Genomic DNA, 15,180 nt, shown 5'->3' with positions numbered 1-15,180 from the left:
TTGAAAATACGGCGAGGATTTATGTGCAATCGTGTGAGTTGCGTGACGATAATATGCTCAAAAAAACAATACCTTGCGAGATTGGCATCGCCTATCCGAATTTTGCAATGGTGCCGATAAGCCGTCCCACGACGTTCGGTAACCGCGCCGCGGCTCGGTTCGGGATTTTTACGATTTCGAGTTTCTTGCCGGAGCTCACGAGATAGTCCGTGTCCTCCCCAACATCAGAGAAGGATTTGGTGACGAAGACGCGTCTGTATTTCGCGTACTTCGGATCTGCTACATCGACCAAGACAGAGAAAAATTCGTCTTCCCAGTCGGCAACACGTGGGAATTGAATAGTCGATTTCGGTTTGAGTTTGGTCAGATCTCCTCGACCTTCTATCAAGGAGGACCAGAGATACTCCGGCACGGGGATCGTCCCCTTTCGCCTACCCGTTTCTAGGTGGGTTGGCGGCCCATGATACGTGGCTGCCAACTGCGCTGCCGCGGCGCCTAAGTACTGCATAGGATCGTCAATGATTTTATGGATGTTTCTGTCGATTTCCTTGCCGAGGCCAGAGGGCAATTTGCCAAGCAGCAGCCAATCGTATGAAACGCGGAAGTCGTGTGCGTAGGATTCGAGAAGCCCTTCCCCGATGCCGTTGCTTCCGTTTTCGTGTTTCAGGTACGTGGGCGTGCGGATCCCGAGCGACTTTGACGCGGCGATCGCGCTCGAAAACCCGCGAAGGATTCGAGCGCACTTTAGCCGCCTTGCGATGGCTAATCGCGGTGAGGTCGTAATCCGGCGTGCCTCGTCCAACTGTCGATCGACCGTCGCCCAATCGGGATTTAAGATGGTAGACTTCGCGACTCCGAAGGAAGCGGCATAAATCCTGGCGTCTGCATCCGGAATTTTTCGGGCTCCGCTTTCGTGAGAACGATAGCGGCCGACTGCCCATCCAAAATGGGCTGCGGCTCCAGCGGCGGTCTCAAATCCGGCCGCCTTACGGGCAGCCTGAAGAGCCACGTGGACCGCGGGAACATCATAGTTGGCCGGCAAACAAGCACCTGCGCTGTTGAGATCGCAACTTACTCTTTACGCCTCGGGGGAACAATCAGCTTGCCAGACGAAGACAGCGTGACTTTTTGCCCGGCGTTGAGCGGCTGCCCGGCGGCGGGAATGGACGCCTCAGCCGCGCCCCAGCTGTACAAGAAAATGGATCTTCCGACCAACGTGCACGCAAATCCAGTCCCAACGATCGGCAAGGATTGGTTCACCTCGTTGGTTCTGATCCCGATGGCGAGGATGAGTTGTTTCTGACGGCACGATCATTGGTCTAGTGGCCTGACTGTCGCCGTTGACGAGTATGCGAGAGTTCCAGGATGAACGTCTAGTCATCTCGACGCGGGACGAGCGGCTCGTACCACGTCCACGTTGCCATCATTGGTCTCGTAACCTGATGCCATGAAACGGAGATTCCGCTCTCCACATCCGCGTAGCCGTTTCGGCTGGTTTTTCGTTGCTCGCCGGGCTTTAGGATCCGATATTGAAATCGGCCCGCGCCTCGTATGCCGGACTTGTTCAATCTCGATTGGGCACACGCGTGACGAAGCTGAACCTCAAGACCATCAACGCGCACTTTCCCGAGCATCGCGCTGCGCGGTCAGCGGATGCAGTCGACTGCCTCGAAACGGAGATTGCGGCCGGCCGCGTTCCGAACGCGTCTTTCGTGAAATCGAAAGAGGCCATCAACCACGCCGTTTCAGATGCCGTCCAGGAGTTCAGCAGGCGTCACGGGCAGTCTATGCAGTTCGACGTCCTCGTGCTCGGAGCCTACCACCTGCCCGCTGCTCACAAGGAGGCGGTTCGGGCGTGCGCGGGGGGCCGCGCCGGCTTCCTTGCCGATCTTCTGCCTCTACACGAGCTTCTGCAGAGCGCGAAGCCGCTCATCGTGAAGCGTTCGGACGGCGCCGCGAGCGGCACCATCGCAGCACCCAAGCGCGGGGCCATGACATGCCAAGTCTGCGGGCGGTTGATATTTGCCGCGACTGGTTCGATTGCGCATCATGGTTACCGCCGTCCGTGGGGAGGAGGACAGACTTCTTCGTGCGAAGGCGCCATGTGTGCGCCGTTCGAAGCCAACCGCTCACGGTTAGGCCGCCTGATCGAAGAGCTTCGTGCCGACGTAGCTGCGAGCCTTCGTATCCTCGAGGACGTCGATGCCGAGCGATCCCCGGTCCTTGTCTCGGTGGCGGACCGGACGATGCCGCTTGGCAGCGACGGCCGCCGGCCCACGCGGAAAGTGCCAGTCACGCGGGTCACCTTCGAGGAAGCCAAAGCTCGCGGCGACGTTGACTTTCTTGTGGCGAGTTTTGATGCCCTGAAAACCAGCCATGTCCGCGGCCATCGCCATGCGATCGAGAAGCTTCAAGCTGAGATCGATGTGCAGACCCAGCGGTTCGAAGGATGGGTCCCGACACACCGCTGGGAATCCGAGCGGGGAGCGTGGAGCCCGCTGGTAGGTGCCGCATGAGACCGCCGGCCGCAAGGACGTAAACACGGCGACAGTTAGCCTTCGGGCGCAGCACGAAAGCAAGGCTTCAAACTCATGACGAAGAACATCTTGGCAAAGGCGCCCGAGCCGACCTCGGACGCGCTCGAACCGATCGCAGAAATCGGCTGGAGCCGCGAACTGGTCAGGCTGATCGCCAAGGACGTCGGGGAAGCCGTCGCCACGCACATTGAGTTGATGTACCCGAGCGCGGTGGCCGCCACACCGTCGACGTTCAAGACGTCGGTGAGAAACTGCGTGTTCAACGAAATCATGGCGGCGGTCGACGTGAGCGATGCCGGCCGGATCGAGGCGCGCCTCAAGGATAGGCAGGCGTCGCGCCGCAGGCTGAAGGCGGCGTACCGCAAGCTGCGCGAGACGGACGAGGCGTCGGCCGACTAGGGCCGGCCGACGCGCAGAATGTCCATTGATGCTGGTGTACCTCCGCTCCGGGAAGCACGGAACGTCCAAAAAGGAGTAGCTCGCGGGACCAGAACCCGCGGCCCATTCTCGGACGCCTCCTACTAGCCAACGCGACTTTTCGGCTAGGGGCAGGCGCCAAGCGGGTGGACAGCCCGCAGCGCTACGGGAGCGCGAGGGCGGCGCTTCCGGGGGAGCTGGTTCACGCATTCATCGATAGGAAGAGGCGGTCTTGGGATGCGTCCGGCAACCCAGCCAGGCGGCAGAGCGTCAGCCGTGGTCACCTTCAGCCGCTTCGCGAACTCTCGCTGCGCCAGCGTGGCGGGATCGAACATCTTTGAGCCGGCCATCGCGGTGCAATTTGAAAATCCACCTCGATAGTTCGCGAGTGTGCACTGTCGGCCATCAACGTGCGTGATCGGTCGCTGGCGTATATTCGACGTGTATTCAACGAGCGCGGCGCCGATCGGCTAAGGCGTTGTTATTGCTGGCGCTCCCCAGGGGAATCGAACCCCTGTTTCAGCCTTGAGAGGCCGAAGATGAGGTCGAAGGCTATGAGCGGCCCGCCGAGAAAGCCCCCGCGTGCTGCTACGGCTGAGGCATTGGCTTCCTGAGGCGACCGGCCGTTCCTGTCAGGACTTTGAGACCTGCGGTAGGTAGATGGCTTGCGCTTAGGTTCATAAGGGAACGAGCAGAAACGTGGTACCAAGCGTGGTACTTAAAAGTGCCGGAGTCAGCTTGTCGATGTAAGTTGCTGATATTGTTGGTAGCGGGGGAGGGACTCGAACCCCCGACCCCAGGATTATGATTCCCGTGCTCTAACCAGCTGAGCTACCCCGCCACAGGGATCGCGGAGGCCGAAACGGCCGATCTCGCGAACGCGCGGCATATAATGAGGGGGGCGGTGGGAAGTCAAGCCAAGGTCGCTTGAGATGTGACTTGGCTGATTTGGCAGCGGAATCCGACCTTTGGCCACCGGACTCGTGGAGAGTCCCCCTCACCCGGAATCCGCGCCTTGCGCGGATTCCGGCCTCTCCCCGCGGGCGGGGAGAGGCGAAGGAAGAAATCCCCTATTTCGGCCGGACCGTCTGGTCGCCGCCGGGGCTGCCGGGGGGCGGGACGACGGGCATGCTGCCGTCGGTGCTCGGCGCCGGAGCGTGCATTTCGGGGTCCACGCCGGCGGGTGGGCAGAGCACGCCGTCGGATTTTGCGAGCTTGTCGCCGAGCGGTTCCCGAGACTGGCCGGTGGTGGTGCCGTCCGGCGCGGTGGCGCGGTTCGGGCGGTCCTGCGGGGCGCAGTCGGCGACGTGTTGCGGGGATGGCGGCGCGGTCGTTTGCGGCGGCGTCGCCGGGGCGGGCGGGGCCTGCGCGATCGCAGGCCCAAAGGCTGCGATCACGAGGCTTGCCAGGATGATGTTTGCTGTCGTGCGCATGGGAGGGAAACGCGCGGAGCCCGCGCGCTGTTCCCACCCAAAAGCGCGATGTGATCGCGCTTTCGTCTTCGTTTTGAGCATGATCTGATCGGAAAACCGCTTCACACTTTTCCGGATCATGCTCGACATTACGATTTGTGGTAGCGGATCAGCGAGAAGTGCCCCATCGGCGGCATGGGGCGGCGCTCTGCCAGGGTGACGCCGCCGTGCTTGGCGGCCCAGTTCACCAGGCGGGCCCACGGGAATTCCGGGCGCCACCCGAGGCGACGGGCGAGCGGCGCGAAGGCGAGCTCGGAGAGCTTGCGCAGGCCCTTTTCCGCGCCGATGTGGTTGACCAGGATCAGCTCGCCGCCGGGCTTGAGCACGCGCACGAATTCGTCGAGCGTGCCTTCGGGATCGGGCACGGCGGTGATGACATATTGCGCCACCACGGCGTCGAAGGAGGCGTCGGGAAACGCAAGGTTCTTCGCGTCCATCACCGAGAGCACTTCGACATTGGAGAGGCGCATGCTCCGCACGCGTTGTTGCGCCTTGCGCAGCATCGGCTCGGAGATGTCGACGCCGCAGATCTTCGTGGTGCGCGAATAATCCGACAGCGAAAGACCGGTGCCGACGCCGACGTCGAGGATGCGGCCGCCGATGCGGTCGGCCTCCGCGATGGTCGACTGCCTTCCGGCATCGAACACCTTGCCGAATACGAGATCATAGACCGGCGCCCAGCGGCCATAGGCCTTCTCGACCCCGGCCCGCGAGATGTCTGCTGCCATGCCCCCTGCCCCGGAATTTTTTAGCCGCGGACCGCCTCGACGAGCGGCCTCGCCGTGCTCGTAGCGACCTTTGCGGCAGCGCTCTGGATGAAGCCGCCGCCGAGCACGCGCGCCTGCCCGCTGGCTGCGTCGTAGAACACGCAGGCTTGTCCCGGCGAGACGCCCTCTTCGCCGGCGACGAGCTCGACCTCGTAATGACCGTTTGCACCGCGCAGCCACGCCGGCTGCGGCGCGCGAGTGGATCGCACGCGGACGAACAGCTCGAGGCCGGCTCCGATGGCGCTGTCGATATCGCCGCCGCCGATCCAGTTGACGTCGCGCAAGGTGATGCGATGCATCTTCAGAGCCTCACGCGGGCCGACGACGACGCGGCGATTGGCGGCATCGAGCCGCACCACGTAAAACGGCGCGGCGGCCGCGATCCCGAGGCCGCGGCGCTGGCCGATGGTGAAATTGGCGATGCCGTGATGCTGGCCGAGCACGCGGCCGTCGAGATCGACGATGTCACCAGGGTCCATCGCGTTCGGACGCAGGCGCGTGATGATGTCGGTGTAGCGGCCCGTCGGCACGAAGCAGATGTCCTGGCTGTCGTGCTTGTCGGCGACGGACAGACCAAAGCGGCGCGCGAGCTCGCGCGTCTCGGGCTTGGTCATGTCGCCGAGCGGGAAGCGCAGGAAGTCGAGCTGCTCCTGCGTGGTCGCGAACAGGAAATAACTCTGGTCGCGATCGGCATCAGCAGCGCAGACCAGCGCGCGCGAGCCGTCCTCGCGGCGGCGCGAGGCGACGTAATGGCCGGTGGCGAGCGCCTGGGCGCCGAGCTCGCGCGCTGTCTTGAGGAGGTCGCGGAATTTGACTGATCGGTTGCACTCGATGCACGGCACCGGCGTCTCGCCGAGCGCGTAAGAGTCGGCAAAGTTGTCGATGACGGACTCGCGAAAGCGGTCCTCGTAGTCGAGCACGTAATGGGGAATGCCGAGCTTGGCCGCGACGTCGCGCGCGTCGTGGATGTCCTGGCCGGCGCAGCAGGCGCCCTTGCGGTGGGTGGCCGCACCATGATCGTAGAGCTGGAGCGTGATGCCGACGACGTCGTAACCCTCGGCCTTGAGCAGCGCAGCCGTCGTCGAGGAGTCGACGCCGCCCGACATGGCAACGACGACCCTGGTATCCTCAGGACGGCCTTCGAGATCCAGACTGTTGAGCATGGGCTTAAGCTGACGTGACGGCGGCGTTTCCCGCGATTCCTGTTGCGCTTCCCGATCGCTTGGACCGGGACGGCAGCGGTCCCCGGGAACCCCTTGGTTCCCTCGGGGGCACTGGCTGGCCCGGTCGAAAGCGGCTGAGAGCACCCTTTAATATAGGCGGCCTTCCGGTGAAGCAATCATGCCGGCCCCGCGCTTTCAGGCAATTCTTGCCGGGGCGGCAGAAATGACGGGGCCAGAGGCGGGGTGGTGGCGGCCGGGATAATTGAGTAAATAATTGATTCTACTATATAATTTTTCAGCGCGAGGGATTGGCCCGCTCCTTGCTGATCTCCTGACCCGAAGATGTTTTCAAGGGGTCGCCTGTGGTCGGTAGTACATCAGACGTAGCGGCAAGTGCGCAGGTCTCCAGCGTGCAGCAGAAGCCTGCCCGGCCGCAGACCAAGGACCAGGCGCCGAGTTCCTCCTTCGGCGACCTGGTCGACAGCAACACCCAGGCCATCAGCAACAGCGCCCAATCCTCCAGCCAGGACAACGCGCCGCGGCACAGCGACGCGTCGTCCACGTCGTCGTCGTCCTCCTCGTCGGACCGGAGCAACAGCTCCTCGACCGACCAATCCTCGCAGAGCAAGGCGAGCGACGACACGAATTCCCAGGCAACGACGGCCGCCAGCGACACGTCGGCCGCTCCGGCCAAGGCCGATGGCAAGGCCAAGGACAAGGCCGACGCTTCCACCGCCAAGTCGGGCGATAAGTCGGGCGACACCAAGGACGGCACCAAGGACACCAAGACCGACAGCACCGACGGCCTCGCCGCCGCGGTGGACGCCTCGGCCGCCGCGCAGACCGCGACGCCGGCCGCAACGCCCGATCCGACCGCCGTTCCGGTTGCCGCGCCCGCGGTGCCGGTCGACCCGAATGCCGCGGCGAACCAGGCCGCCAACGCTGTTTCTTCGCCGCTGACGATTGCAGCTGCCGGCATCGCCGCCAGCGCCTCGACCACGGCGCAGATCGCCGGCACCAAGACGGACGCGTCCGGCAAGATCGCCAAGACCGGCGATGGCAAGACCACCGATGCGAAGGCCGCACTCACCGAGGTGGCGGTTGCGAACACCGACGGCACCGCAACCGATGTCACGGCGAAGGCCGCGCAGGTCACCGCGGTCGACCAGGGCACGCCGAAGACCTCGTTCAAGGCGGTCGCGACTGCGCAAGGCCAGACCGACGTCTCCAATATCGGCCAGGACGCCGGCAACACCGCACAGGCCGCGACCACGGCCCAAAATCCCGCAACCGCGACGATCGCGGCGACCAACGCCGCCGCGCATCCGCAAGGCTCAAAGCCGCAGACTGACGCGGCCGCGACCGACGCGAAGGCCGATGCGGCCAATCGCACCGCTGACGCCGTGCCGGCCGCGCCCACCACACATGCGCATGCCGATACGCAAGCGGTTGCCGCTGCGACCACCGACGTCAGCACGCAGGCAGCGAACGCCGTGCAGACGCCGCTGACCACGACGACATCGATGGCCACCGCTTCCACCGCGACACTCACCGCGACCGCGGCCAATCCGAACGCCGTGCCGATCGCCGGCATCCCGGTCGAGATCGCCGCTGCCGCGCGCGCCGGAAAGACTCGCTTCGACATCAGCCTCGATCCTGTCGATCTCGGCCGTATCGACGTCCGCATCAATGTCGACCGCAACGGCCAGGTCACTTCGCATCTCACCGTCGAGAAGCCGGAGACGCTGCAGATGCTGCGGCAGGACGCGCCGCAATTGCAGCGGGCGCTCGACGATGCCGGCCTCAAGACCGGCAGCAACGGGCTCTCCTTCAGCCTGCGCGACCAGAACTCGTCGGGCCAGAACGCCGGCCAGAACAACGACAATGGCAGCAATTCGCGCCGGCTGATCATCAGCGAAGACGATCAGGCCGCGAGCGCCCCCGTCGGCCGCAGCTATGGCCGCATGCTCGGATCGAGCAGCGGCGTCGATATCAGAGTGTGAGGAGTATCAGGCAATGACCACCACGAATGCCGCCACCGCACCGTCAGTCGTCTCCGGTACGACGCCGACCTCGTCATCGTCCTCGTCGAGCTCGAGCCTGAGCTCGTCCACGGGCGCAACGCTCGCCGGCAACTTCCAGACCTTCCTGACGCTGCTGACCACGCAGCTGCAGAACCAGAATCCGCTCGATCCGCTCGACACCAACCAGTTCACCCAGCAGCTGGTGCAGTTCGCCGGCGTCGAGCAACAACTGAAGACCAACGACTCGCTGTCGCAGCTCGTCACCTTGCAACAGACCACGCAGGCGACGCAGGCGCTGGATTTCGTCGGCAAGACCGCGGTGGTCGACGGCACCACCGCGACGATGTCGCAGTCCTCGGTGACCTGGCACCTCAACGTGCCCTCCAGCGCCACGGTCAATATCTCCATCGCCAATTCCACCGGCCAGACCGTCTTCACCGGCCAATATACCGCCGGCCAAGGCAGCGACATTCCCTTCACCTGGAACGGCCAGGGCAACGACGGCACACAATGGCCTGACGGCAAGTACACCATCACGGCGACCGGCAAGGACGCCTCGGGCAATTCTGTCGGCGTCGCCGCGCAGGTGCAGGGCACGGTGAGTTCCGTCGACCTGACCCAATCGCCACCGCTGCTCTCGATCGACGGCAACAGCTACACGCTGAGCCAGGTGAAGAGCGTGGTGGCGGCCAGCAGCAGCAGCGGCAGCTGAGGCAGAGGCTGAATAGTGCTTCTACAAACTTGGTGTCGTCCTGGCGAAAGCCAGGACCCATAGCCACCGAAGATCGTTTCAAGGCGAGGATGTAACCCCACGTCTTCGTCAAACTACTCCTTGGGGTCATGGGTCCTGACTCTCGTCAGGACGACAATTGAGGCCCTTGCGACGTCAACGCAGGCCCCGTTCGTTAGTAAAGTATTTACGAAGACCCCGCTCAGCCGGCTGAAAGCGCGTTCTCAGCCCGCCGGGCCGGCTTCGTTCCAGCCGGATTCAACGAGAATTGTATTGAAGCCTTAGGCTTAGCGGATTTTTAAGCCGGCACGCGTAGGGTTACGGCGTGAGTTCAGTGGTTGAGAGTTTGTGAGTACGCCATGACAGAACCCCATCGCCCGAGGGTAAAATACGTCATCGGGCCGGACGGCAGTCCGCTGACGATTGCAGATCTGCCCGCACCCGGCACCAAACGCTGGGTCATCCGACGCAAGGCCGAAGTCGTAGCCGCGGTTCGTGGCGGACTTCTCTCGCTCGAGGAGGCCTGCAGCCGTTATACCCTGACGGTCGACGAATTCCTCTCCTGGCAGTTTTCCATCGACCAGCACGGTCTGGCGGGTCTTCGCACCACCCGCATCCAGCAATATCGCCAGTAAGCGATCCGGAAATCTGCTGCTTTTGACGAAAATCGGCCTCGCCCCGCGAGGTCGATTTTTTTCATATTTGCGTTTGGCGCGACTTTTGTCCGAGCTCTTAACCTTCGTTAACCATATCGAAACCATCACCTAGGCAATAATTGCCCAGTCGGCCTTTCCAGTGAAAGCAGCCGAATCTGTCGGGGCGGTTGCTTGCAAGGTCTTGCGGACTTCTTAAAGGGTATTGGCGCCGCCCGGTTCGGGGCGATGATCGCGGTCACCGCCGCGCTCGTCGGCTTCTTTGCCTTCGTCATCATGCGCGTCACCACGCCGCAGATGACGACGCTGTTCACCGACCTCAGCGTCGAAGATTCTTCCAGCATTATCAAAGACCTGGAACGCCAGGGCATCCAGTTCGAGCTGCGCAATGAGGGCACCATCATCATGGTGCCGAAGGACAAGGTCACTCGCCTGCGCATGAAGCTCGCCGAGGGCGGCCTGCCCAAGGGCGGCGGCGTCGGCTACGAGGTGTTCGACAAGTCGGATGCGCTCGGCACCACGTCTTTCGTCCAGAACATCAACCATCTGCGAGCATTGGAGGGCGAGCTCGCCCGCACCATCCGCGCCATCGACCGGATCCAGGCCGCCCGCGTCCATCTGGTGCTACCCGAGCGCCCGCTGTTCGCGCGCGAGGCGCCGGAGCCGTCGGCCTCGATCGTGGTGCGGGTCCGAGGCTCGCTCGAAGCCCAGCAGATCCGCGCCATCCGCCACCTCGTCGCCTCTGCCGTCAACGGCCTGAAGCCGCAGCGGGTCTCCATCGTGGATGAGGCCGGCCAGCTGCTCGCCGACGGTGCCCAGACCGATCCGGAGCAGGCTGCAGGCGACGACCGGCGCGTCGCCTTCGAAAAGCGGCTGCGCAAGCAGGTCGAGGACATCGTCTCCTCCGTGGTCGGCTCCGGCCGCGCCCGCGTCCAGCTCTCCGCGGATTTCGACTTCAACAAGATCACCCAGACCTCGGACAAGTTCGATCCCGAAGGCCGCGTGCTGCGCTCGACCCAGACCCGCGAAGAGCAGAGCATGACCGCCGACAACAACGGCCAGGTCACGGTCAACAACGAGCTCCCCGGCCAGCAGCAGAACAGCGGCGTGGCAGCGAAGGACCAAAGCAAGAAGAGCGAAGAAACCAACAATTACGAGATCTCCCGCACCACCAAGACCGAGGTGACCGAGGCCGGAAGAGTCAATCGCATCTCGGTCGCGGTGCTGGTCGATGGCATCTACACCAAGAACGACAAGGGCGAACTCGCCTACACGGACCGCACCAAGGAGCAGCTCGACCGCATCGCCACCCTGGTTCGCTCGGCGATCGGCTTCGATCAGAAGCGGGGCGACCAGGTCGAGGTCGTCAATCTGCGCTTTGCCGACGCCCCCTCCACCACCCCGATCGCCGAACCGTCTGGCTTCCTCGGCATGCTGCAGTTCACCAAGGACGACATCATGTACTTCGTCGAGCTCGGCGTGATGATGATGCTCGGCCTGGTCGTGATGTTCATGGTGATCCGTCCGCTGGTGAAGCGCATCCTCGCCTCCGACGAGGTCGCGGCCGCCATCAGCGGCGTCCTGGCGGGCCCCGCAGCTTCCGAAGAGGCTGCACCGGCCGGCGGCCAGGCGCTGATACCGAGCGGCACCGCGAGCGCGATCGACGTCGCCACCGTCCAGGGCCAGGTCCATGCCCAGTCCGTTCATCGCGTCGGCGAGCTCGCCGAGCGCAACCCCAACGAAACCGTCGCCATCATCCGTCAATGGCTGACCGAACCCGCGAAATGATCGAGTGAACTGACATGGCCGGCAATCTGCAAAACGCCAACTCGAACGACATCACCAGCGTGATCTCCACGCTTGGCCAGCGCGCGGGCAGCCGGGCGAGCAGCGGCAAGACCGAGGTCGTGGCAGGGCCGAAGCGCGCCGCGATCCTGATGCTGGCGCTCGGCGAGCAATATGGCGGCAAGATCTGGTCGCTGCTCGACGATGACGAGGTACGCCAGCTCTCGCTGGAAATGTCGACGCTCGGCACCGTCGAGGTCGACACGGTCGAGGACATGCTGCTCGAATTCGTCTCGCGCATGTCGGCCTCCGGCGCGCTGATGGGCAATTTCGACGCCACCGAGCGACTGCTGCAGCAATATCTTGCGCCCGAGCGCGTCAACGGCATCATGGACGAGATCCGCGGCCCTGCGGGGCGCAACATGTGGGAGAAGCTCTCCAACGTACAGGAAGAGGTTCTCGCCAACTACCTCAAGAACGAATACCCGCAGACCATCGCGGTGGTGCTGTCGAAGCTGAAGCCGGAGCATGCCGCGCGCGTGCTCGGCATCTTCCCCGAAGACCTCGCGCTCGACGTCGTCAACCGCATGCTGAAGATGGAAGCGGTGCAAAAGGAGGTGATCGAGAGCGTGGAGAAGACGCTGCGCACCGAGTTCATGTCGAACCTGTCGCAGACCCGCCGCCGCGACGCCCACGAGGTGATGGCGGAAATCTTCAACAATTTCGATCGCCAGACCGAAACCCGCTTCATCACCTCGCTCGAAGAGGACAACCGCGAATCCGCCGAGCGCATCAAGGCGCTGATGTTCACCTTCGACGACCTCGTGAAGCTCGATTCCGGTTCGGCCCAGACGTTGATGCGCAACGTTGACAAGGACAAGCTCGGCGTGGCGCTGAAGAGCGCCAACGAGGACGTCCGCAACTTCTTCTTCGGCAACATGTCCTCGCGCGCCGCCAAGATGCTGCAGGACGACATGGCGGCAATGGGACCGGTCCGCCTGCGCGACGTCGACGAGGCCCAGGCGCTGTTGGTCAACCTCGCCAAGGACCTCGCCGCCAAGGGCGAGATCATGCTGACCAAGAACCGCGCTGACGACGAGCTGGTATACTGATGGGCGCCCCGGCCAAATTCCTGTTCGATACCGATTTCGCCGCGCCCGACCGGACGCGCGAAAAGGCCGCAACCGCGGCAGAGATCGCGCAAAAGGTCGCGGAAGCCGAAGCGCGCGCCTATCAGGACGGTTTTGCGGCGGGCCAGCGCGAGGCCAAGGCGGAAAGCGACCGCCGCGTCGCCCTCGCCATGGAAGAGATCAACATTGCGGTCCGTGGCATTGCCGCAGGCATCGGCAACATCGAGAGCAAGATGGAGACCGAGGCGGTCGACGTCGCGGTCGCGGTGGCGCGAAAGCTGTGCGCCGACCTGGTTGCCGCCGAGCCGCTTGGCGAGATCATGGCGCTGGTGAAGGACTGCTTCTCGCACCTGGTCGCGACTCCGCATCTCGTGGTCCGCATCAACGACGCGCTCTACGACGTCGCTCGCGAGAAGATGGAGCGGCTCGCCAAGCAGAGCGGCTTCGAAGGCCGGCTGGTGATCCTGGCCGAGCCCGAAATTGCCACCGGCGACTGCCGGATCGAATGGGCCGATGGCGGCGTCGTGCTGGAACGCAGCGCAATCGCGGCCAAGATCGACGACATGGTCGGACGCTATATCGCGTCCCGCAAGGGGAACTAAGCCATGAGCGAGAACGACGGACAGGTCCCGCTGCCCGATCTCAACGGCCCGTTGCCGCCTGCCGGCGCCGACGTCGGCTACAACGAGGACGAATATGCCTCGCGCGTCGCCGCCGATCTCGAAGCCGTCTTCGACGTGCCGGTGCAGGTCTCGGCCGTGCTCGGCCGCTCCAAGATGGATGTCGGCGAGTTGCTCAAGCTCGGACCGGGCACCGTGCTCGAGCTCGACCGCCGCGTCGGCGAGGCGATCGACATCTACGTCAACAACAAGCTGGTCGCCCGCGGCGAAGTCGTCCTCGTCGAGGACAAGCTCGGCGTGACCATGACCGAAATCATCAAGACCGAACGCAGCTAGTAGCGCAAGAATAGACGCGCGGCAGCGCGACCAGACGGACAGGAGACTGACATGCGGCTTCTCATCGTTGGCACATTGAAGGGCCAGCTCACCACCGCCACCAAGATCGCGATGGAGAATGGCGCCACCGTGACCCATGCCGAGGATCACGAGCAGGCGATGCGCGTGCTGCGCGGCGGCAAGGGCGCAGACCTCCTGCTGGTCGATGTCGCCCTCGACATTCGCGACCTCGTGATGCGGCTCGAGGCCGAGCATATCCACGCTCCGATCGTCGCCTGCGGCATCACCAACGATGCCCGCGCCGCGGTCGCCGCGATCCACGCCGGCGCCAAGGAATACATCCCTCTGCCGCCGGATCCGGAGCTGATCGCAGCGGTGCTGGCCGCCGTCGCCAACGATTCCCGCGAACTGGTCTATCGCGACGACGCGATGGCGCGGGTGATCAAGCTCGCCCAACAGATCGCAGGCTCCGATGCCTCGGTGATGATCACCGGCGAATCCGGCACCGGCAAGGAAGTGCTGGCGCGCTACGTCCACACCCGCTCGGCCCGCGCCAAGCGTCCGTTCATCTCGATCAACTGCGCCGCGATCCCCGAGCATCTCCTGGAGTCCGAGCTGTTCGGCCACGAGAAGGGCGCCTTCACCGGGGCGATCGCCCGCCGCATCGGCAAGTTCGAGGAAGCGACCGGCGGCACGCTGCTGCTGGACGAAATCTCCGAGATGGACGTCCGCCTGCAATCGAAACTGCTGCGCGCCATCCAGGAACGCGTGATCGACCGCGTCGGCGGCACCAAGCCGGTGCCGGTGGACATCCGCATCATCGCGACCTCGAACCGCAACCTCGCCGACGCGGTGCGCGAAGGCACGTTCCGCGAGGACCTGCTGTTCCGCCTCAACGTCGTGAACCTGAAGATCCCGCCGCTGCGCGAGCGTCCCGCCGACATCATGGAGCTCGCCCAGCATTTCGTGAAGAAATACGCCGAGGCCAACGGCGTGCCGATGCGCCCCATCTCGGCCGAAGCCAAGCGCGTGCTCTCCACCAACCGCTGGCAGGGCAACGTTCGCGAGCTGGAAAACACCATGCACCGTGCGGTGCTGATGGCGCAGGGCGACGAGATCGGCCCCGATGCGATCCTCACCCCGGATGGCGACCGCCTCGACCTCGCCAAGACGCCGCCCGCCGTGGCGCATGCCACCATGGCCGCCGAGCAGGTGACGCGCGCGCTGGTGGGCCGCACCGTCGCCGACGTCGAGCGCGATTTGATCCTGGAGACGCTCAAGCACTGCCTCGGCAATCGGACCCATGCCGCCAACATCCTCGGCATCTCGATCCGCACGCTGCGCAACAAGCTCAACGAATATGCCGACGGCGGCATCCCGGTCACGCCGGCCGGCACGCCGGGTGAGTATCCGCGGATGCCGATGATCGGGGCGTAGGGCCCCTCAGAACATAAAGCTGACGAACGAATGCCCGGGTCAGTCCCGGGCATTTTCTTTTGGAGGCTCACCCGCCCGCCACACCCTCGATGTCGTCCTGGCTTTCGCC

15 protein-coding genes and 1 tRNA gene are annotated in these 15,180 nt (G+C 64.1%); 11 read left to right on the top strand and 5 right to left on the bottom strand.

What is annotated here, in order from left to right; translation table 11 throughout:
* Positions 1 to 91: 91 nt before the first annotated feature.
* Positions 92 to 1,042 (bottom strand): helix-turn-helix domain-containing protein, encoded by a 951-nt coding sequence (locus tag XI06_RS20760; RefSeq protein WP_271606316.1) that lies wholly within the window; start codon positions 1,040 to 1,042, stop codon positions 92 to 94.
* 60 nt (positions 1,043 to 1,102) lie between these two features.
* On the opposite strand from XI06_RS20760, the gene XI06_RS20755 reads away from it, so the two are divergent.
* The 3 genes from XI06_RS20755 (at position 1,103) to XI06_RS20745 (ending at position 2,936) form a co-directional block, all read left to right on the top strand.
* Positions 1,103 to 1,303, top strand: coding sequence for a hypothetical protein (locus XI06_RS20755; protein ID WP_271606315.1), 201 nt, complete (start codon positions 1,103 to 1,105; stop codon positions 1,301 to 1,303).
* Between the two features lie 283 nt (positions 1,304 to 1,586).
* On the top strand, positions 1,587 to 2,516 hold the full coding sequence (locus tag XI06_RS20750; protein ID WP_271606314.1) for a hypothetical protein: 930 nt from the start codon (positions 1,587 to 1,589) through the stop codon (positions 2,514 to 2,516).
* Between the two features lie 75 nt (positions 2,517 to 2,591).
* Positions 2,592 to 2,936, top strand: coding sequence for a hypothetical protein (locus XI06_RS20745; protein ID WP_271606313.1), 345 nt, complete (start codon positions 2,592 to 2,594; stop codon positions 2,934 to 2,936).
* A gap of 782 nt (positions 2,937 to 3,718) precedes the next feature.
* Here the strand turns inward: XI06_RS20745 and XI06_RS20740 are convergent.
* The 4 genes from XI06_RS20740 to mnmA form a co-directional block, all read right to left on the bottom strand.
* Positions 3,719 to 3,795: transfer RNA gene (locus XI06_RS20740), tRNA-Met, on the bottom strand.
* A 229-nt stretch (positions 3,796 to 4,024) separates the two neighbouring features.
* On the bottom strand, positions 4,025 to 4,387 hold the full coding sequence (locus XI06_RS20735; protein ID WP_271606361.1) for a hypothetical protein: 363 nt from the start codon (positions 4,385 to 4,387) through the stop codon (positions 4,025 to 4,027).
* A 128-nt stretch (positions 4,388 to 4,515) separates the two neighbouring features.
* Complete coding sequence (locus XI06_RS20730; RefSeq protein WP_237872515.1) at positions 4,516 to 5,154, bottom strand: class I SAM-dependent methyltransferase; 639 nt, start codon at positions 5,152 to 5,154, stop codon at positions 4,516 to 4,518.
* Between the two features lie 20 nt (positions 5,155 to 5,174).
* Entirely contained in the window at positions 5,175 to 6,356 is a 1,182-nt protein-coding gene (gene mnmA / locus XI06_RS20725; RefSeq protein WP_237862824.1) for a tRNA 2-thiouridine(34) synthase MnmA, read from the bottom strand.
* Positions 6,357 to 6,718: 362 nt separating this feature from the next.
* On the opposite strand from mnmA, the gene XI06_RS20720 reads away from it, so the two are divergent.
* From XI06_RS20720 to flbD, 8 genes are all read left to right on the top strand, one after another.
* Positions 6,719 to 8,359, top strand: coding sequence for a flagellar hook-length control protein FliK (locus XI06_RS20720; RefSeq protein WP_237862825.1), 1,641 nt, complete (start codon positions 6,719 to 6,721; stop codon positions 8,357 to 8,359).
* 13 nt (positions 8,360 to 8,372) lie between these two features.
* Positions 8,373 to 9,092 carry a flagellar hook assembly protein FlgD gene (locus tag XI06_RS20715; RefSeq protein WP_237872520.1) on the top strand — a complete coding sequence of 240 codons (720 nt, stop codon included), beginning with the start codon at positions 8,373 to 8,375 and terminating at the stop codon, positions 9,090 to 9,092.
* 377 nt (positions 9,093 to 9,469) lie between these two features.
* Positions 9,470 to 9,745, top strand: a complete 276-nt coding sequence (gene sciP, locus XI06_RS20710; protein WP_002714638.1) for a CtrA inhibitor SciP — start codon at positions 9,470 to 9,472, stop codon at positions 9,743 to 9,745.
* 192 nt (positions 9,746 to 9,937) lie between these two features.
* Positions 9,938 to 11,551: a flagellar basal-body MS-ring/collar protein FliF gene (gene fliF, locus XI06_RS20705; protein ID WP_237862828.1), complete on the top strand. Its 1,614-nt coding sequence runs from the start codon at positions 9,938 to 9,940 to the stop codon at positions 11,549 to 11,551.
* Between the two features lie 14 nt (positions 11,552 to 11,565).
* Positions 11,566 to 12,660: a flagellar motor switch protein FliG gene (fliG, locus tag XI06_RS20700; RefSeq protein ID WP_237862829.1), complete on the top strand. Its 1,095-nt coding sequence runs from the start codon at positions 11,566 to 11,568 to the stop codon at positions 12,658 to 12,660.
* A complete protein-coding gene (locus tag XI06_RS20695) occupies positions 12,660 to 13,280 on the top strand; it encodes a FliH/SctL family protein (RefSeq protein ID WP_237862831.1) in 621 nt (206 codons plus the stop codon). Before fliG ends, XI06_RS20695 begins: the two co-directional genes overlap by 1 nt.
* Before the next feature lie 3 nt (positions 13,281 to 13,283).
* Positions 13,284 to 13,634, top strand: a complete 351-nt coding sequence (gene fliN, locus XI06_RS20690) for a flagellar motor switch protein FliN (RefSeq protein WP_237862833.1) — start codon at positions 13,284 to 13,286, stop codon at positions 13,632 to 13,634.
* A gap of 51 nt (positions 13,635 to 13,685) precedes the next feature.
* On the top strand, positions 13,686 to 15,071 hold the full coding sequence (gene flbD / locus XI06_RS20685; protein WP_237862834.1) for a sigma-54-dependent transcriptional regulator FlbD: 1,386 nt from the start codon (positions 13,686 to 13,688) through the stop codon (positions 15,069 to 15,071).
* Positions 15,072 to 15,180: the final 109 nt, after the last annotated feature.

The sequence above is a fragment of the Bradyrhizobium sp. CCBAU 11434 genome, from assembly GCF_028128895.1.
GTDB classification, from domain to species: Bacteria; Pseudomonadota; Alphaproteobacteria; order Rhizobiales; family Xanthobacteraceae; genus Bradyrhizobium; species Bradyrhizobium zhengyangense.
This window is presented reverse-complemented; position numbering and strand designations above follow the sequence as displayed.

Bases quoted from the DNA above. Each gene is read 5' to 3' on its own strand.
- XI06_RS20745 (WP_271606313.1), top strand. From the start codon at position 2,592: ATGACGAAGAACATCTTGGCAAAGGCGCCCGAGCCGACCTCGGACGCG.
- fliN (WP_237862833.1), top strand. From the start codon at position 13,284: ATGAGCGAGAACGACGGACAGGTCCCGCTGCCCGATCTCAACGGCCCG.
- flbD (WP_237862834.1), top strand. From the start codon at position 13,686: ATGCGGCTTCTCATCGTTGGCACATTGAAGGGCCAGCTCACCACCGCC.
- XI06_RS20695 (WP_237862831.1), top strand. From the start codon at position 12,660: ATGGGCGCCCCGGCCAAATTCCTGTTCGATACCGATTTCGCCGCGCCC.
- sciP (WP_002714638.1), top strand. From the start codon at position 9,470: ATGACAGAACCCCATCGCCCGAGGGTAAAATACGTCATCGGGCCGGAC.
- XI06_RS20730 (WP_237872515.1), bottom strand. From the start codon at position 5,154: ATGGCAGCAGACATCTCGCGGGCCGGGGTCGAGAAGGCCTATGGCCGC.
- XI06_RS20735 (WP_271606361.1), bottom strand. From the start codon at position 4,387: ATGCGCACGACAGCAAACATCATCCTGGCAAGCCTCGTGATCGCAGCC.
- fliG (WP_237862829.1), top strand. From the start codon at position 11,566: ATGGCCGGCAATCTGCAAAACGCCAACTCGAACGACATCACCAGCGTG.
- XI06_RS20715 (WP_237872520.1), top strand. From the start codon at position 8,373: ATGACCACCACGAATGCCGCCACCGCACCGTCAGTCGTCTCCGGTACG.
- mnmA (WP_237862824.1), bottom strand. From the start codon at position 6,356: ATGCTCAACAGTCTGGATCTCGAAGGCCGTCCTGAGGATACCAGGGTC.